The following is an 18,535-nucleotide window of genomic DNA, read 5'->3' on the forward strand; positions in this document are numbered from 1 at the left end:
CATTAACCGTTGCTCGACAAAATGCTGTTCGCACGCTCGGCGTTACGGTCGGCATCTTGAATAATCTGCATCTGCATCTCGAACATGCGGCCGTTACGAATCAGGCCGATCATGGTTTCGGCGGCGCTGACGTTGCTTTTTTCGACAAAGCCCGACACCATGCGCACGGCGGGGTCTGCCGGTGCAGCCGCAGGGCCATTGCCGGCATCGAAACGAAACAGGCCGTCATCGCCACGCTGCATGGCTTGCGCCGGCGGGTTGACCAGCTTGAGCTGGCCAATGACCTGGATGTCGGCCGGATTGTCGCCGGCCCCCAGTGCGGTAATGGAACCATCGGACGTAAACGTGATGCTGCCCCGCTCGGGTACCTCGATGGGTGCACCGTCGTTTGACAACATGACGTGGCCGGCCTGATTAACCAGCTGGTTGTTTTGATTAACTGCCAGATCGCCGGCACGCGTATAGGCTTCTTGGCCATCGGGCCCCTGTACGGCAAACCAGCCATCGCCCATCACGGCCACGTCGAGCGCATGACCGGTTTCGGTCATGGCGCCCTGGCCAAAATTGCTGCCCGGGGTTGACGCAATAGTGGCGACCCGGGTGGGCGAGGTGTTTTCGGCATTGATAGGTACAGCGCGGTAATTAACGAGCTGTTCACGAAAGCCGGAAGTACCCACGTTGGCCATGTTGTTGCTAAGCACGGACTGCTGCTCGAGCACCTTGGCCGCCCCGCCCGCTGCGATATACGCGATACGATCCATAATTAAACCGGTTAGCGCATCGAGATCAGATTCTGGACGATCTGATCCTGGGTTTTAATGGTTTGGGCGTTGGCCTGATAGAAGCGCTGGGCAATAATCATGCGCACCAGTTCCTGGCTCAGGTCGACGTTGGAGTCTTCGACCGCCTGGCCTTTGATAGATGCCAGACCATTGGTGCCCGGACGACCCACGATAGGCTGACCCGACTCGCCGGTTTCGACCCAGGCATTGTCGCCGGAAGGTTTAAGGCCATTGAGGTTGTTGAAGTTGGCCAGGGCAACGTAGCCTGTGGTGCGCATTTCGCCATTGGTATAGCTGGCAATGACCGCGCCGTCTGTGCCGATAGAGATGCCGGCATATTCGCCCGTGGGGAAACCGCTGGGCGTAAACGTATACGAGAACGCGCCACTGAACGATGTGGATTTGTCGTAATCGAAAGCCAGTTCCAGATCGGCGGCAGGCGCTGCCAGGCCGCCGACATTGGTGATGGTAAACGTGTTTTGCTGGCCAGACACCAACTGACCGCTTTCAGAGAAACGCATCTGGTGCGGTGCTGCCGCGTTGGTAACGTTACCGTCCATAGCATAGTAGACGTCCCAGGCGGTTTCGCCACCCACCGATTCGCGCTTGACGAAATACTGAATGAACTGATGGGAATTACCCAGCGAGTCGTAAACAGTCAGGGGCAACGAGTGGGTGTAGCTGTTGGCGTCGGTCGTGCTGAACGGACGGGCAACGATGCCGTCGGTTTCACCGACAGATTTGATTGCAGCAGTGTCAGCAGGCGCAACTGCATTACCAGCCACTACGAACGGACCTACTGATCCTGTACCGGACGCATCATTTGCAAACTCATAATTGCCATCGGCAAGCGTCGCTGGCGAGCCGTCCGCATTGCTCCATGACAAGATGTTGCCAGAAGCACTATCCATACGATAACGGAATTGATTCCAGGTTACTCCACTATCATTACTTGCATACACCAACCCGATGGTATCGCCTTGTTCGTAAACAACATTGGCGTTTGCATTCAGGTTGGTCATCGTCGCAATATCGGTGGTTGCCGACGGGGGCAAGTTACCCAGCGGCACTTGCAACGGCGCCATGTCGTCGCCGATTAAGCCAAAACCGGTCAGGCGCTGGCCTTGTGCGTTAACGATAAAGTTGTTTTCGTCGGCGAAGAACTGACCGTTACGGGTGTAAAGAACATTGCCGTTGGGGTCTTCGACACGGAACAGACCCTTCATGCCGTCGATGGCGAGGTCAAGCTGGTTACCCGTGTTTGTAATAGAACCCGTCGTAAAACGCTGGTTGACGGCGGCCAGCTTGACCCCCAAACCGACCTGCGAATTGGCGTAGACGTCGGAGAACACCACCGACGATGACTTGAAACCAACCGTACCCGCGTTGGCAATATTGTTGCCGATAACATCGAGCTCTTGTGCGGCAGCATTCAGACCGCTTAAACCTTGACCGAAACCCATGATTATTCCTTGTCCTGACCGTTAACTTAACGAATGAATTACATAATTTTGCGAATGTCGAACAGCGAGCGCGACCCCACGAGACCGAGGTCGAGCCGCACGCCGTCGGAGGCATACGCAACACTTGAAACTTTGCCGTAGGTCAGCGCTTCGCTGCTGACCGCTACGCCTTCGGCGCCTGTGGCGGCAACCTGCACCGAATAAGCGCCATCGGCCACCGGCTGACCGGCGTCGTCCAAGCCGTCCCATTCCATAGAGAGAACGCCTGAGGGAGTGGCACCCAGTTCTATAGTGCGCACCGCACGACCGCTGCCGTCTTGAATAGTGACAACAACCTTTTGAGCAGACGAAATGAGATCCACCCCGAACGGTGTCGCCACTTTGACCGTTTCGCCATCGACCTGCGAGCTGCCCAACGAAATCTTGTTACCCGTCACCAGGACGCCCTTGCCAATCAGACTGGCAGCCTGCATGGACTGGGTCATGTCGAGCTGACCAGACAACGCCAGCAACGTATTGTTCAGCTGTGTAATGCCGTTTACCGTCTCGAGCTGAGCCAATTGCGAAGTGAACTGCGCATTGTCCATTGGGCTTAAAGGATCTTGGTTACGCAACTGCGTCACCAGCAGCGTCATGAACTGGTTCTTGGCGTCTTCGGCGCGCTTGGAAGCCGCCGCGGTTGCCGCCGCCAATGACGCCGAATTAACGGCGGGAGCGTTGGGATTAACTGTAGCCACGGTTCAATCTCCGTATCGGGGCCAGGCACAAACGCCTGGCCGTTAAAACTGTTACTGACCAATCGACAACGTACGACTCATCAGGCTTTTGGCCGTATTGATGACTTCGACGTTGGCCTGGTAAGAGCGCGACGCTGAAAGCATATTGACGGTTTCGGCAACGACATCGACATTGGGCAACGTGACATAGCCATCGGCGTTGGCCAACGGGTTTTTGGGGTCGTACTGCATCCGCGGGGGTGCGTTGCTTTCGATGACACGAGAAACCTGCACACCACCCACCGCTGCCGCGCGGCCGGCATTTTGGCCGCCCTGCGGCACCATTTCGAAGACAACCTGACGGGCCTTGTAGGGCTGTCCGTCGGGGCCGGCAACGCTGTCTGCGTTGGCCAGATTGCTGGCCGAAACGTTCATGCGTTGCGACTGCGCGGTAAGCGCAGAGCCGGCAATTTGAAAAAGACTTAAAGAAGACATGGCTTAACCCTGATTACTGCTGCAACGCGGCCATCAGACCCTTGATACGCTGGGAAATGATGGTGAGATCGGTTTGGTACTTGGTGGTGTTTTCGGCGAACTGCACGCGCTCGATGTCCATATCGACGGTATTGCCGTCGAGGCTGGGTTGCAAAGGCTGGCGGTAAAGCAAATTGGCGCCCGCAGGCGATTGCGCCAAACCCGGAATATGCCGCGCCGACGTCGTTGCCAGGGCAGTATCGGGCAAGCGCTGATGACCATTACCCATGGCTTCTTTCAGGGCGTTGCCAAAATCAAAGTCGCGGGCTTTGTAGTTAGGCGTGTCGGCATTGGCAATATTTGCGGCCAGCACCTCCTGGCGCTGCTGACGCAGCCGAATGGCTTCCTGGAAAAACTTGAAATCTTCGCCGATACGATCAACCATGACCCAACCTGTACAATTCAGAACACAATTTTTTGATTACCGGCCTAAAGGTTTTGCCCACACAGCCGTTAATCGTCAGGGTCTATAGTAGACGCGCGGTTCGCAAGACAAACTTTGAAATAAGGTGCAATTTGTCGGCCAATTCCCCGATTGAATTGCGGCCACCGGGCAAACCAGCTATTGGCGGCACCTTGAACGGGCCTTAAAATGGGCTCATGTCAATGTTAAATGCCCTATGGCTTGGCGCCCTGCTTTTTTTAGCCCCCGGCTGGGTTGCGGCGCAAACAGGCCCTGCCTCCCCCGAAGCCCCTGCCATCAGCACCGATGCCATCGTGTCCGACATCGAGGCGTTCTTGCAAGACTTGGCCGCCTCCTGGCCCGGCGTGCCCGCCATATCGGTCTCCGACCCCAACCTCGAACGACAACCGGCCTGCGCCGACTACGAAATCTTCTTGCCCGGGCGTCAAACCTTGCGCCCGCGGCTCAACGTTGGCATACGCTGCCTGGCCCCGCAGCCATGGGTTAGTTACACGCAAGTCAATGTGCGCATCGACGGCGTGTATTACGTTGCAGCCCGCAGCGTTAATGCCGGAAGCGTACTTAGCCTTGATGACATCCTGCCGCAAGAAGGCGACCTGCTTCGCCTGCCCGCAGGGTCGTTGCTCGACCCAGGCCAGTTGGTTGGGTACATTACCACCCAGCGCCTGGCGGCCCGACGCCCAATCAAGGCGTCCGCCTTGCGTAGCCCCGATTCTATCGAGCGGGGCCAGCGCGTTAAAATAGAAGTCCGGGGGGTAGGCTTTATTGCCAGCAGCGATGGCCAGGCCATGCAGGGCGGCGAGCCGGGCACACAAATCCAGGTCAAGACAGCATCGGGCCAAATTGTTACGGCCACCGTGCTTAATGCCCAAACCGTCATTATCCCGATGTAAAAATCTTGCTTTAACGGCTAAAGTTTTGTCTCGTGCGTCCGTTACCCTCTATACTTAGGGCTCAGACGCCCTGTTACACCGGAGCAACCCGTGAAAATCACACCGTCGCTGAACAAACCTGCCGTTAATTCAATCGCCCCCCAGCGTGCGGGCGTACCTGCGCCTCAAAACAACGCAGGCGCAACCGGCAAGTCTGCTGTCGACCTCAGCAGTACGGCACGGCATTTGTCCAGCCTCGAAAACAGCGATAACGACATCAACATGGAACGCGTCCAGCAAATCCGCGATGCCATCGCTGCCGGCGAACTCAAAGTCAACCCAGAACGCATCGCCGATTCGCTGCTGGCCAGCGCCCGCGAACTCCTCAAATAAACTATCGCCATGTCAGATCAACCCGACGCACTTCAAGCACTTATCGATTGTCTTGACACCGAAGTGCGCCTTGTCGGGCTGTTTATCGACACACTAAAAGCAGAAGCCGGCATTCTTGAATCAGGCCGTCCCGACGAACTGGTTGCCTCAAGCCAGAAAAAAGAACAACACGCCGAACATCTTGCCCAGGCCACACAGGCCCGTGACACCGCCCTGCAAGTACTCGGGTTTGCACCAGGGCATGCCGGCTTGCAGGCAGCAGCAAAGGCATACCCCGAAACCTCTACTTTAGCGGCACGGCTAACCGATCTGGCCTTGCAGGCTCGCAGCCTGAATGAAACCAATGGCGCAACCATTGGCGTGCTGCAACGCCAAAACCAACAAATGCTGGAAGTACTGCAACGTCTGGCAAACGCCGGGGCTGGCGCAAGCGAAGTCTACGACGCCAGCGGGAAATCAAAACACCTCGATACTCCGGGTGGCGGCACCCAGCCACGGCTTAAGCCCGTAAAAGCCGGCTAACGCCTGGTAATCACAAGCGCCGCTTAGCACCGGCATATACGCTTAGACCGTCATTTCTTTGAGGGTAAACAACTTCATCATGGCCGACACTGCGGCCACCTGTGTGGGCTTTTGGCTACCTGCCAGGCCCAAAAGCGCCTTACGTAACCCAGCAGTTTCAATACCAGCCAAGGCATGCCACGTTGTGAGCCCAACCTGTATAGCAGTCAGCGCACGCTTTTGAGACGCGTCGGCCCACTGCCGTGGCGCCAGCATGGGCCACCACCGCGCGGCCAGACGGAAAGCGGCTTTTTGTTCGGCAGCCACCAACAGCGCCATTGCCAGACGCTCGGGCGATGCGGCAATGGTGGTGGCGTGCGCAAGGCCATGCACTGTACGTAGTACCGTGCCGCTATCACGGTCGACAACGCGAGCGGCGACCAAAAGCACCGGCAAATGGCCGGCCTGCCGGGACACCAGCTCAACCGCCTGAACACCGGCCCAAACAACCAGTCGCCCACGATCTATGCTTTGGATTTCGGCCAGGCCGAGCAGCTCGTTAAGCGCGCCAACGGGATGGTAGTCGACGGCCTTGGACAACGCCCCGACGGTTGTGGCGCAACCCTGTTCGTACACTTTGGTTGTTGCAGGGCACGGCGACAACCAGGCCGCACCCGACGCAGACACCGCATGCCAGAGCGCTTGCGTGGATTGGTCGAAAACATGCAACACAGGCACATCGGCAAGCGACTGCGCTACCCAACTGATCTGGTCAAGCAAGGCCTCGATGTTGCCGGGTGCCTGAAGCGCAGAGCTACCGTCAGAAGCTCGCCAGCCGTCGGCCAGCGTGAGCTGCTGATACGGCGACGCCCAGGGCGTGCCGGTTTGACTGCACAATACCGTGGCACGCAAGCGGCCAGCCGAACGGTTGTCGGATTCGCGCAGCGCAATTTGATCGTGCAGCGCCAACATGTACTGCCCCTGCTGGCCCACGAACTCGTTTTGTGCCGCCCGCAATAAATGCAAACCCAATGCCTGGATGCCGTCGGTGATATCACCTTTAAAGTAGCGGCGCCAGAGCTCGTAGGTTTCAGAAGCCAGAAGATCGTCATCGATCTGCGCGCACGCCCCTTCGATATCTGTAAGCTCGACACCACTGCCCGCGCAGCCGGCAACCGTTAACAGATTGGGCAATAATTGGCGACGTTTTTTCTCGATATTCTGCGGTGTTTCTTCGGCCGGTTTGGCCATTGACATCAGGGCAGCAAAATCGGCCTCGGATGGCGCATACAACGCCTGAGACTGCGGCTTGACCATGGCCCGGTCGACCAGATCGGAGGCCGACAGATACGACAGGTTTTGCGGGACTTTCTGGCCGTCGGATATATAACAAACCGGCAACTGATAGCGGATGGCCGTGTCAAGGGCCGCGCCCAAACGCGTTGCCTCGTCGACCTTGGTAATAATGCAACCGCGCAAACGGCTGCCGCCGTCGTTGGTATAGCTGCGAGCGACTTCGTCGAGCGTGTCGCCGTGGCTTGAGGCGTTGAGCACCAGCAAACGCTGGATATCGCGCCCGGCCTGGCCCAGCATGGCGGCTTGTTCGGCCACGTGGCGGTCGCGTTGGCTAATACCCACGTTATCGATAAGCACGGTTTGATGCACACCCACCCCGCCCAGAATACGGCGCAATTCGGCGGCATCTTGAACCACGTGAACCGGCACGCGCATCATCTGGCCGTAAATACGCAACTGCTCGTGCGCCCCGATACGGTAGGTGTCAGTTGTGAGCAACACCACGTTTTCGGCACCCAAACGTTTAACGCAACGCGCGGCCAGCTTGGCCACCGTCGTGGTTTTGCCCACGCCGGTCGGCCCCACCAGCGCCACGACTGAACCGGGCTGCCAAAGCTCGTCTTCGTTCTCGAGCACGGGCAAATGGCGCACCAGCTCGTTGCGCGCCCACTGAAACGCCGCCTTGGCACCCATGTTTTCGGGTAAACGCTTGAGCATGGCACGCAGCAATGCCGTACTGAACCCAAAACCCAGCAGGGTTTGAAAAAGTGAAATGGCCTGGGGCGCCCGCCGTAACTGGCTGCCCCATAAAAGTTCGTCGATACGGCTTTCGAGGACGCCCTGCAGGGCGCCAATGGCCCCAAGGACATCGCCGGATGACGCCCCCGGCCCGCCCATGGCTTGCGCCAACGCAGCCGGCGCAGGACGCAAACCCGTTGCCGGAGGTTGGCGCAACCCCGTGGGCGGCAGACCACCCGCAGACGACCCCGCCCCTGCCGGGCGTGAACTGCCTGTCGCAGCGGGCGCGTGCCCGGCCGAAGCCCCGGCACGACGCGGGTCGATGCCTTGGGCAGGCGCAGGCGATGCCCCGGACATCCCCGGATAAGACGCAGGCCCTGACGCCTGATCGGGGCGGCGAAAAGCGGTGCGCATGGTCACCGGCCCCTGCTTGGCGGCGGCCTCGGCTTCTTGGGCTGCAATCTGCTGCACGACATTGTCGGGTAATGCGGTTTGATCGGTGGCCAGAATTTCGACACCGCCGTTGACACGACGATTGGAAATGATCAGTGCATCAGGCCCAAGCGCCAGACGAACCTGACGCAGGGCTTCGCGATTCGTCGCGCCGAAAAAACGACTAATGTTCAACTAGGACTCCCGCCAATTACTGAAGTGATACGCAGTATACGTTCTTCAGGAATCTCGAAGTTGGACAAGACGCCCAACTGCGGAAAATGATGTCGCAAGAACCTCGACAACGAAGATCGCAACACAGGCGGCACAACCAGCACTGCCGCATCGCCACGTGCTTCTTGCGCATTGATAGCGCGCTGTGCGTCATTGAGCAGGGTTTCGGCAAGACCGGGTTCGAGCGCGCCGCTTGTGGTCAGCGCCTGGGTCAGCACGCGCTCGAGCTTGGGGTCGAGGCCGATGACACGCAAGTCGCCGTCGCCGGGGAACCACTGCTGAGTAATTGCCCGGCCCAGGGCAATACGAACCTGCTGCAACAGTTCGACCGGATCCGGACCGGTACCACTGGGGTTCAGGGCCGCCAGACGCGGCGCATGCTCGGCCAGACATTCGATAATAGTGCGGACATCTCGAATGGGTACTTCTTCGTCGAGCAAGCCACGCAATACTTTTTGCAAGGCCGTCAGACTGATGGTCTTGGGCACCAGATCTTCGACCAGCTTGGGCGATTCTTTAGCAATATGGTCAAGCAACTGCTGGACTTCTTGACGGCCCAGCAACTGGGCACCGTAGCGATGCATCAGATGATTAAGGTGGGTGGCCACAACAGTACCTGCATCTACCACGGTGTAACCGGCAATTTGCGCCTGTTCACGCAACGACACGTCAATCCATACGGCCGGCAAGCCGAACGCCGGGTCAGTTGTGGGCGTGCCAGGCAACTTAGTTGCCACCTCCCCCGGGTCAATTGCCATCCATTGGTCGGGCATGGCCAGACCGCGCCCCACTTCAACGCCCGACAGCAAAATACGATACTCGTTGGGTTTGAGTTCGAGGTTGTCGCGAATGTGCACCACGGGCGGCAAAAAGCCGACGTCTTGCGCAAACTTTTTGCGCAAGCTTCGAATGCGGTGCAACAACTCGCCATTTTGAGAGTGGTCGACCAACGAAATGAGGCGGTAACCCACCTCAAGCCCTAGCGGATCAACTAAAGCAACGTCATCCCAGGTGGCCTCGGCAGCAGCAGCTTCGGCAGCCGCCTGCTGCTGGACGGGGTCGGGCGCAGCCTTAACGGCTTCTTCTTGCTGGCGCTTGTAAAGCACCCAGCCCGTACCGGCCAACGAAGCGGCCAACAACAGAAATGCAAAATGCGGCATGTTGGGAATAAGGCCCATGATGCCCAAAATAGCCGCCGTGATAAACATGACGGTCGGGTTGGCCAGCAATTGGCCCACCATTTGCTGGCCGATATCTTCGTCGGTGGCCACACGCGACACCACCACACCGGCCGCTGTAGAGATCACCAACGCCGGGATTTGCGCAACCAGACCGTCGCCAATAGCCAAAATAGTGTAAACCTCGGCGGCATCGGCAAAACTTAAACCGTGCTGGCCAACACCCACGATAAGGCCGCCGACAATATTGATGACCATGATCAGCAAACCGGCGACGGCGTCGCCGCGGACAAACTTGCTGGCACCGTCCATCGAGCCATAAAACTCGGCCTCCTGACTCACCTCGGCGCGACGTCGGCGCGCCTCTTCCTCACCAATCAACCCGGCATTAAGATCGGCGTCGATAGCCATTTGCTTACCCGGCATGGCATCGAGGGTAAAGCGCGCGCCGACTTCAGCAATACGCCCCGCGCCCTTGGTGATGACCATAAAGTTGATGATGACCAGAATGATGAACACGATGATACCGACGGCAAAATTGCCGCCGATAAGAAAGTGACCGAAAGCTTCGATAACCTGGCCGGCCGCGTCGGGGCCCTGATGCCCGTTCATGAGCACAACGCGGGTCGAGGCGACGTTAAGCGCCAGCCTTAACAGAGTGGTAAACAACAACACTGCCGGGAAAGCTGCGAAATCGAGCGGCTTTTTAGTAAACATGGCCACCAGCAGCACCATGATCGACATCGCGATATTGAACGTAAAGAACAAGTCGAGGACGATAGGCGATAACGGCAGGATCATCATGGACAAAACCATGATGATCAAAATGGGGCCCGCCAGCAATCGTGCGTGCTGCGAACCGTTGGCTTTAAACAGGGCGAGTAAGTTATTCATTAAATTCAGGTGCCTGGCTATTTAGCCGACAAAGGGTCGAGCTCGGGCGGTACCGGCAAATTGTCGGGCACAAGGGGTTCTACACCCGTGCCATTGTTCCAGCTTCGCAGCTGGAACACCCAGGCCAAGATCTCGGCCACCGCTTTATAGAGTTCGACAGGAATTTCGTGCCCCAGCTCGACATGCTCGTGCAAGGCACGAGCCAGTGGCGGCGCGCTGAACATGGGGACTTTATGTTCATCGGCAAGCATGCGTATGCGTGCGGCGATCAGGCCGCTGCCCTTTGCCACCACGCGTGGCGCACCCGTGCCGCCATCTTCGTACTTTAACGCTACGGCATAATGCGTAGGGTTGGTGACTACCACATCGGCCTTGGGAACTTCGGACATCATGCGGCGCCGTGCCATGGCGCGTTGCTGCGCCCGAATGCGCCCCTTGACGTGAGGATCCCCCTCGCTTTCTTTATGCTCTTGCTTGACGTCTTGACGGCTCATGCGCAGCTTTTTATGGTGGCTGTACAACTGCCAGGGCGCATCGATGAACACAATAAGCAATAAGGCGGCAACAATAAGTGCACTGCACAAAGCCACCAACCGCATGCCATTGACCAAGGCCGCAGTGGGCGACGCGTAGGTCAGTGCCAGCATGTCGTCGCGGTAAGCCCAAATGACCGCGGCCGAGATCCCGCCGATGACCGTTGCCTTAAGCAGGGTTTTAATCAATTCGACCAGGGTTTGCGCCGAAAACATGCGCATGACGCCTTTCAGAGGGTTCATGCGCTCGAACTTGGGTTCGAGGGCTTTTGTGGAAAACAACAGCCCACCAAGCGAAACCGACGAAAACACGGCCAGTATGATCAATATTCCGAAAATCGGCAGCAAAATCAGCAGCGCGTTCCAGGCCGAACTGACGGCCTGTTCGGTCATGACCCCTGTATCTTTAGCGACCCGCTGGTCGAACCACATGCCCGCCCGGATCACCCCGGTGAGGGTACGGTAGAGCTCGCCGCCCATGAACCATAAGCCAGCCACGCCTCCGGCCAGCAGCATAAAGGTATTGAGCTCGCGCGAACGCGCCACCTGCCCTTCTTCTCGCGCCTTTTCCAGGCGCCGGGGGGTGGCTGATTCGGTTTTTTCGAGGTCGCTATCCTCTGCCATGGGTTAAAAATGCTGCCGGAAAAAATAAAAGGTAAAACCTGCCTGCCCGGAGTATAAGGGCTGGCCGATTTTACCTAAGTGGCAAGCAACGCCGAGAAAGGCGCTTAATTCAGGTCTAAAAACCCAGGCTGGACAGCAAATCGTCGACCTGATCCTGGCTGGAAACAACCTCAGGTTTGCCTTCGGGCTTGATCTGCGGACCATTAAGCAAGGAGTCCATTTCTTTTTGCTTGGCCTGACGCTGATCTTCGGGTAAGTAATTAATAAGCACCTGAACGAGCTCGGTTTCGATGGCACTGATAACGCCAAGCATCCGCATAATGACCTGACCGGTCAGATCCTGGAAGTCTTGCGCCATGATAATTTCCATGAGCTTGTCTTGCGAGACCCGGGTTTTCTCGGGGATATCGCGCAACAGCGCACGGGTGTCATCAACCAACTGGCGCGCTTCGGTCAACTCGGCCGGATGCTTGAACCATTCTTGCCAACGCGCATCAAGGCCCTCGGCCTGACGCTGCATCTCTTCTTGCAAAGGCCGGGCCTCTTCGGCCGCGTTCAGCACGCGATTGGCCGCCTGTTCGGTCATTTGAGCGACGTAATCAAGCCGGTCACGTGCGTCGGGGATGGCTTCGGCGGCCTCGGTAATGGTTTGATCCAGGCCAAGCTCGCGCATGCTTTCGCGCAGCATGCGCGTAACATGCGCAATTCGCTGGATAAGCTCGGGGTGCTGCTCGGGGCTGGCGTCAACCGCACCCGGGTCTTCGGTCGTCATGGCAAACCCCTTACGCGTTGATCTTTTCGAAAATCTTGTTCAGTTTCTCTTCGAGAACCGCCGCTGTAAATGGCTTGACCACGTAACCGCTGGCACCGGCCTTGGCGGCCGCGACAATATTTTCTTTCTTGGCTTCGGCCGTGACCATAAGCACGGGCAAACTGGCCAGCGCCGCATCGGCACGAATATGCTGCAACATGGTCAGGCCGTCCATATTGGGCATATTCCAATCGGACACGATAAGGTCAAAACTACCATTACGGATTTTATCCAGGCCCATCTGGCCGTCCTCTGCCTCATCGACATTATCAAAGCCCAGGTCTTTCAGCAGGTTTTTGATGATCCGGCGCATTGTGGGAAAGTCGTCCACAACGAGGATCTTGATGTTTTTTTGAACCACTTTACTCTCCGATTGAATTTATGACTGCCCGCCTGGCAGCTTATACGCGATGCCCGTAGGCACCCGCGCTGGACAATAATTTTTCGCTTATTTGTTGCAACGGTACGGCCTCGTCGGCAGCACCAATAAGCAATGCTTCGCGCGGCATGCCAAACACCACGCAACTGGCCTCGTCTTGCGCAAAAGTCGCCGCGCCGGCCTGTTTCATGGCCAGCAAACCCTGGGCGCCGTCTTTGCCCATACCGGTAAGCAGTGCGCCAACGGCGTTCTTTCCGGCCACCTGGGCCACAGAATGAAACAGCACATCAACAGAGGGCCGATGGCGGTTGACGGGCTCGGTTTCTTCGAGGCGCACCACGTAATTTGCGCCCGAGCGCGCCAGCTTCATGTGCGCCACGCCACCCGGTGCAAGGTAAACATGCCCGGGTAACACACGCTGGCCGTCTTCGGCTTCGTGGACGCGAACCGCGCAAAGATTGTCGAGGCGCTGCACGAACGACTTGGTAAACCCGGCGGGCATATGCTGCGTAATCATAATCGCCGGGCTGTTGGCTGGCAACGGCACCAGCACCTGACGAATGGCCTCGGTGCCGCCGGTAGAGGCCCCGATTGCGATGATCTTTTCGGTGGTCGAGAACACCGCATTCAGGCGCTTCGCTGGTGCGCCAGGCGTCGCTGCAGGACGCGGCCGGGGGCGCGAACTGGCTGCCGCGCGGATTTTATCGGCGATTAAATCGCTGTATTCCATCAGACCATCACGCAAACCCAGCTTGGGCTTGGTGACGAAATCGACTGCACCCAGCTCGAGGGCACGAAGCGTCACTTCGGAATTGCGTTCGGTCAGTGACGACACCATCACAACAGGCATGGGCCGCAACCGCATCAGACGCTCCAGGAAGTCGAGCCCGTCCATGCGCGGCATTTCGACGTCCAGTGTCAGGACATCGGGATTATGTTGCTTGATTAATTCGCGAGCGACCAACGGATCGGGGGCGACGGCCACGACTTCCATGTCGGGCTGCTTGTTGATGATCTCGGTCATCAACCCACGGACCAGAGCCGAGTCATCAACGCATAACACCCGGATTTTCTTCATGACTTTGGCCTTTTGTATATGTGCTACTAAAAATCTTTTTAACCTGCAGGGCTGCTAACAGGCATTACTGCTTATCGAACAACAACGTACACCGTTTGACCTTGCAACTTGAAGGCCTTGGTCAGGTAGGTGAAGTTCTCGGAGTGACCGGCAAACAACAAACCGTCGGGCTTGAGCATGGGGGCAAACCGGTCGAGAATTTTGGTTTGGGTTTCTTTGTCGAAATAAATCATCGTGTTTCGGCAAAAAATGGCATCAAATTTTTTGTCGGCTGGCCACTTGGGCGCGAGCAAGTTTAACGGCTCGAATTTGATCATGTCTTGCAACAGGGGCTTGACCCGAACCAACCCCGACTTGGCATCTTTGCCGCGTAAAAAATACTTGCGCAACAGGGGCTCGGGCACCGTTTTAACGCGTTCAAGGGTGTAAACCCCTTTCTGGGCGCGCGCAATGGCCTGGGTGTCGATGTCGGTGGCCCAAATTGACGCCTGACTGGACGCGTTGGGTATGGCCTCTTGCAAAGTCATGGCGATTGAATAGGGTTCTTCGCCGGTTGATGAGGCGCAACACCAGATACTTATGGGGCCGCGCCGCCCTTTGACAAAATTTCGCAGCGTCTCGAAGTGGTGCTGCTCGCGAAAAAACGCCGTGTGGTTGATGGTAAAGGCATTGACGAAGTCTTCCCATTCGGATCCGTCGGAGCTTTGCTGCAGAAACCCCAAGTACTCGGACACCGTATTCATACCCAGCTTGCGCGCACGCATGCTAAGGGTGCGGGTGGCCATCTCGCGCTTGTGTTCACCCACCACAATGCCTGTGCGTTGATGCAGCAGACGCGTCGCCCGCTCAAATTCTTCTGGCGTCACAGGCAATACTGCCGGCGACATCTGCGCAAAAACCGAGGTTGTCAATTGATTATCTTTTTAGACAATAGCCTGTTCGACCAGCGCCATTTCGCTGCTGGTCATCAGCTTTTCGATGTCGACCAAAATCAGCATGCGCTCGCCGACGGTGCCAATGCCCGTGAGGTATTCGGTGGAAAACGCCGTGCCGAACTGCGGCGCTGCGCTGATTTGCGACGGGCGCAACATCAACACGTCGGATACGCCGTCGACAACCACCCCGACCACGCGGGTTTCGAGGTTGAGAATAACGACGACTGTCTGGCTGTTGTATTCAACATTTTCAAGGTTGAACTTCAAGCGCATATCGACGATAGGCACGATGACGCCGCGCAGGTTTGTTACGCCCTTGATAAACGACGGTACGTTGGCAATGCGCGTTACGCTCTGGCTGTCGTAACCGCGAATCTCTTGCACTTTAAGGATATCAATGCCGTACTCTTGGGCGGCCAAAGTAAAGACCAGAAACTCTTTACCGGTATCGTCGACCTGTTGCGTCTTGTTATTTGTTTCGTTAAGCATTTTGTTCTCCGAGAACTTTCATAGCGGTAGCCTGGGTTCCTTTGCTGCACGTCATGCGCATCAGGGCAAAGACATCGACAATCAGTGCAACGCTGCCATCGCCCAAAATAGTTGCTGCCGAAATACCCGGAATTTTCCGGTAGTTCGATTCGAGGTTTTTGACCACGACTTGCTGTTGACCGACGAGATGATCGACCAGCAGCGCAAAGCGGTTTTCTTCGGCCTGCAAAATAACGGCAATTGATTTTGAAATATCGGTTTGGGCGTTATCGACACTGAAGACATCGTGCAGGGCCACCAGCGGCAGATACTCGCCGCGCACGTGCAAAACCTGCTCGGTTTGCGAAATGCTGTGAACCTGCTCGAGCGAGGGCTGCAACGACTCGGTAACATGACTGAGCGGCAACACGAAAATTTCTTCGCCCACCTGCACCGACATACCGTCCAGAATGGCCAGGGTCAGCGGCAAGAAAATACGGGTTGTCGTGCCCTGCCCAGCGCGTGACGACAACTGGATATGACCACCCATGTCCTGAATATTGCGACGCACGACATCCATGCCGACGCCACGACCGGATATTTCGGTCACTTTTTCGGCGGTTGAAAAACCCGGCGCAAAAATCAGCTGCCACAACTCTTCGTCGGGCGTGCTGTCGCTCACCGGGAAGCCCGAACTGATGGCTTTTTTAAGAATGCGTTCGCGGCTCAGGCCCGCACCGTCGTCGGAGACCTCGATGACAATCTGCCCCCCCAGGTGCTGGGCCGACAAAGTGAGCGTACCTTCGGGCTTTTTGCCTTTAGCCACACGGGCCTCGGGGGTTTCAAGCCCGTGGTCGATACTGTTACGCACCAGGTGGGTCAGCGGGTCGATAATGCGCTCGATGAGGCTCTTGTCGAGCTCGGTAGCCTGCCCCTTCGTAATCAGGCGAATTTCTTTGTTGAGCTTGAGGGCGTTTTCGCGAACCACCCGCGGGAAGCGACTGAAGACGTAGTCCATGGGCATCATGCGGATAGACATGACAGCCTCTTGGAGATCGCGGGCGTTGCGCTCAAGGTGTTCGATACCATTAAGCAGGCGATCGTGCAGCACCGGGTCGAGGGTGGATGCCGTTTGCACCAACATAGCCTGGGTGATGACCAGCTCGCCGACCAGGTTGATGATCTGGTCAACCTTTTCGACCCCCACACGCAATGTGCCGGCTTCTTTGTTGGCTGCCTTGCCGGCGTCGCGGTCTTTGGCAGGCGACGGTGCAGACGCAGCGGCAGCAGACGGCTGCGCAGAAGCGGCGTCGGGTGCCGCTGCGGTGTTTACTTGTTCGGGCGACTGAATTGCCGGCGTGGCCTGTGCAGCCGCCACGGATGGGGCAGGTGCGGCATGGGCGGCCGGCACGACCGGCGACTCGACTTGCGCTGCGGGCGCGGAAGTATCGGCCTGTCCGGGTACGGCCTGTGCGGCCACCTTGACTTGCTTGCTATCGACAACAAAACAGCATACGGCCTCGATATCGGCAGCCGACTCTGTTGTTTTGATCCAAAGATCGAGCGTTTGATCGCCCTTGACCTGATGCAGTATGTCGCCCATGAGCATCATCTCTGCCTGCAAAACCTCGGCGTCTTTCTCGTTGAGATTGATCAGGCTGACGTGCAAAGGCAAGTCGGCAGATGCGCCATTGGTTGCGATTGGCGCTGATTCGGCCGGCACGGCAACTGCAGGGGCGGCTGGCTTGGCGCTGTCGGCAGCCGGGGTTGCAACAACCTGCGGCTGGCTGGCGCTTGTGGCCATCCCCCCAGCGGGGCTGGCCGGCACTTTGCCGCCCTCTTGCAACGCCAACTGGCGCAGTTGTTCACAAATTCGCTCGTAAGCTTCGGCATCGGGCTGCTCGCCATTGCGATAAGCAGCAACTTGATCGGAAAGCACGTCTTTAGTTTCCAGGAATAGATCTACCATGTCTTTGCGCAGGGTCATTTCACCCTGGCGCAAAGCATCGAGCAGGTTTTCAAGTAGGTGGGTGGTTTCGGCGAGCTGCCCGAAGCACCCGAACGTGCCAGCCCCCCCTTTAATAGAGTGGGCGGCCCTGAAGATGGCATTCAACTGATCCATATCGGGCTGACCGATATCCAGCTGGAGCAACGTCTGCTCCATGTCGGCCAGCAGCTCGTCGGCTTCGTCGAAAAACATGTCATAAAACTGACTAAGGTCGACCCCTTCGCTCATTGCCTTTCCTTCTGGTTCTTTAGTTGTTATTGCCCTGATCCGCTGCCGGCGACACCGGGTCGGGCGCAGCGGATGTTGCGTTGTCGGCGGGCATAGCCTGACCTGCCCGAAGACTTTGTTCGAGTGTTTCGACGATGTTGCCTTGTGCATCAACATCGAAACTGTCGGTAGCGCTTTCAAGATCCATCCGACGCTCAGACCGGGCGTTAAGCACAACCAGGCTGATCCGTCTGTTAACGGCCGCATACGGGTCTTCTTTAACCAGGCTGACGGTAGAGGACAGCCCAAGAATTCGTTTGACCTTTTCTTCGGACATACCGCCCGCGATAAGCTCTTGGCGCGCCGCGTTGGCACGATCGGCCGAGAGTTCCCAGTTACTGTAGGCGCGTTCACCGCGCGCATACTGTGTGGCGTCGGTGTGGCCCGATATGGTCAGCGAGTTTGGCAACTGATTGAACAGCGGCCCCAGTTCGCGCAAGATTTCGCGCATATAGGGCTGCACAATGGCGCTACCTGTTTGAAACATCGGGCGATTCTGCTGATCGACGATCTGGATACGCAAACCTTCGGAGGTCATGTCGAGCAACAATTGGGGCCTGAACTGGCGCAGAACCGGATCGGTATTGATGAGTTCTTCAAGTTGACCGCGCAAGTCTTCAAGACGTCGTGTATCGCGCGTGTCGGCCTCGTCGTCGACAGGCGTTTGCCGCGACTGAATAGGGTTTTTGTTGGGAATGACACTGGGCGACTGCCCCGGAATGACCGAACTGTTGTCATTCAGGGATTTGCCCCCGGAAATCGCATCCATGAGCGGCATGCGGAAGTACTCGGCGATTTGCCCGAGATTTTCTTTGGGCACCAGTGACAACAGCCACATCACCAGAAAGAAGGCCATCATGGCCGTGACGTAGTCGGCGTAGGCAATTTTCCAGGCACCGCCGTGGTGCGCGTCGTGGCCCCGTTTTTTACGTCGGATAACAATGCGGGGGGCGTCTGTACTGCTCATGGCACGCC

General features: G+C 57.4%; 18 protein-coding genes. 3 read left to right on the forward strand and 15 right to left on the reverse strand.

Annotated elements, in window-relative coordinates; genetic code table 11:
- Positions 1-2: 2 nt before the first annotated feature.
- The 5 genes from GTU67_RS01110 to flgB are packed head-to-tail and all read right to left on the reverse strand — an operon-like array spanning position 3 to position 3,880.
- Positions 3-761: a flagellar basal body rod protein FlgF gene (locus GTU67_RS01110; RefSeq protein WP_185778351.1), complete on the reverse strand. Its 759-nt coding sequence runs from the start codon at positions 759-761 to the stop codon at positions 3-5.
- A gap of 11 nt (positions 762-772) precedes the next feature.
- Positions 773-2,245, reverse strand: coding sequence for a flagellar hook protein FlgE (locus tag GTU67_RS01115; RefSeq protein ID WP_185778352.1), 1,473 nt, complete (start codon positions 2,243-2,245; stop codon positions 773-775).
- 38 nt (positions 2,246-2,283) lie between these two features.
- The gene (locus GTU67_RS01120) at positions 2,284-2,982 is read right to left on the reverse strand and encodes a flagellar hook capping FlgD N-terminal domain-containing protein (RefSeq protein ID WP_185778353.1); all 699 of its coding nucleotides are present in this window, start codon (positions 2,980-2,982) and stop codon (positions 2,284-2,286) included.
- Positions 2,983-3,033: 51 nt separating this feature from the next.
- Positions 3,034-3,456, reverse strand: coding sequence for a flagellar basal body rod protein FlgC (gene flgC, locus GTU67_RS01125; protein ID WP_185778354.1), 423 nt, complete (start codon positions 3,454-3,456; stop codon positions 3,034-3,036).
- Positions 3,457-3,469: 13 nt separating this feature from the next.
- Positions 3,470-3,880, reverse strand: coding sequence for a flagellar basal body rod protein FlgB (gene flgB / locus GTU67_RS01130; RefSeq protein ID WP_185778355.1), 411 nt, complete (start codon positions 3,878-3,880; stop codon positions 3,470-3,472).
- A gap of 215 nt (positions 3,881-4,095) precedes the next feature.
- Between flgB and flgA the strand changes: the two genes are divergently transcribed.
- The 3 genes from flgA to GTU67_RS01145 all read left to right on the forward strand — a co-directional run bounded on the left by flgA (position 4,096) and on the right by GTU67_RS01145 (position 5,706).
- Positions 4,096-4,812 carry a flagellar basal body P-ring formation chaperone FlgA gene (gene flgA, locus GTU67_RS01135; protein ID WP_185778356.1) on the forward strand — a complete coding sequence of 239 codons (717 nt, stop codon included), beginning with the start codon at positions 4,096-4,098 and terminating at the stop codon, positions 4,810-4,812.
- A gap of 90 nt (positions 4,813-4,902) precedes the next feature.
- Positions 4,903-5,184, forward strand: a complete 282-nt coding sequence (gene flgM, locus GTU67_RS01140) for a flagellar biosynthesis anti-sigma factor FlgM (RefSeq protein WP_185778357.1) — start codon at positions 4,903-4,905, stop codon at positions 5,182-5,184.
- A 9-nt stretch (positions 5,185-5,193) separates the two neighbouring features.
- Positions 5,194-5,706 (forward strand): flagella synthesis protein FlgN, encoded by a 513-nt coding sequence (locus GTU67_RS01145; RefSeq protein ID WP_185778358.1) that lies wholly within the window; start codon positions 5,194-5,196, stop codon positions 5,704-5,706.
- Between the two features lie 42 nt (positions 5,707-5,748).
- Here the strand turns inward: GTU67_RS01145 and flhF are convergent, their stop codons facing one another.
- The 10 genes from flhF to motB form a co-directional block, all read right to left on the reverse strand.
- The gene (gene flhF, locus GTU67_RS01150; protein WP_185778359.1) at positions 5,749-8,346 is read right to left on the reverse strand and encodes a flagellar biosynthesis GTPase FlhF; all 2,598 of its coding nucleotides are present in this window, start codon (positions 8,344-8,346) and stop codon (positions 5,749-5,751) included.
- Complete coding sequence (gene flhA, locus GTU67_RS01155; RefSeq protein ID WP_185778360.1) at positions 8,343-10,457, reverse strand: flagellar biosynthesis protein FlhA; 2,115 nt, start codon at positions 10,455-10,457, stop codon at positions 8,343-8,345. The genes flhF and flhA overlap by 4 nt, the downstream gene beginning before the upstream one ends.
- Before the next feature lie 17 nt (positions 10,458-10,474).
- Entirely contained in the window at positions 10,475-11,614 is a 1,140-nt protein-coding gene (gene flhB, locus GTU67_RS01160) for a flagellar biosynthesis protein FlhB (RefSeq protein WP_185778361.1), read from the reverse strand.
- Positions 11,615-11,729: 115 nt separating this feature from the next.
- A complete protein-coding gene (cheZ, locus tag GTU67_RS01165; protein WP_185778362.1) occupies positions 11,730-12,386 on the reverse strand; it encodes a protein phosphatase CheZ in 657 nt (218 codons plus the stop codon).
- A 10-nt stretch (positions 12,387-12,396) separates the two neighbouring features.
- Positions 12,397-12,786 (reverse strand): chemotaxis response regulator CheY, encoded by a 390-nt coding sequence (cheY, locus tag GTU67_RS01170; RefSeq protein ID WP_185778363.1) that lies wholly within the window; start codon positions 12,784-12,786, stop codon positions 12,397-12,399.
- A 40-nt stretch (positions 12,787-12,826) separates the two neighbouring features.
- Positions 12,827-13,882, reverse strand: a complete 1,056-nt coding sequence (locus GTU67_RS01175; RefSeq protein ID WP_185778364.1) for a protein-glutamate methylesterase/protein-glutamine glutaminase — start codon at positions 13,880-13,882, stop codon at positions 12,827-12,829.
- A 71-nt stretch (positions 13,883-13,953) separates the two neighbouring features.
- The gene (locus GTU67_RS01180; protein ID WP_346726948.1) at positions 13,954-14,793 is read right to left on the reverse strand and encodes a CheR family methyltransferase; all 840 of its coding nucleotides are present in this window, start codon (positions 14,791-14,793) and stop codon (positions 13,954-13,956) included.
- A 12-nt stretch (positions 14,794-14,805) separates the two neighbouring features.
- Positions 14,806-15,306, reverse strand: coding sequence for a chemotaxis protein CheW (locus GTU67_RS01185; RefSeq protein ID WP_185778365.1), 501 nt, complete (start codon positions 15,304-15,306; stop codon positions 14,806-14,808).
- Positions 15,299-17,521 (reverse strand): chemotaxis protein CheA, encoded by a 2,223-nt coding sequence (gene cheA, locus GTU67_RS01190; protein ID WP_185778366.1) that lies wholly within the window; start codon positions 17,519-17,521, stop codon positions 15,299-15,301. The genes GTU67_RS01185 and cheA overlap by 8 nt, the downstream gene beginning before the upstream one ends.
- Before the next feature lie 19 nt (positions 17,522-17,540).
- Complete coding sequence (gene motB, locus GTU67_RS01195; RefSeq protein WP_185778367.1) at positions 17,541-18,527, reverse strand: flagellar motor protein MotB; 987 nt, start codon at positions 18,525-18,527, stop codon at positions 17,541-17,543.
- Between the last annotated feature and the right edge of the window lie 8 nt (positions 18,528-18,535).

It is taken from the genome of Pusillimonas minor (assembly GCF_014237865.1).
Classification (GTDB): Bacteria; Pseudomonadota; Gammaproteobacteria; order Burkholderiales; family Burkholderiaceae_B; genus Neopusillimonas; species Neopusillimonas minor.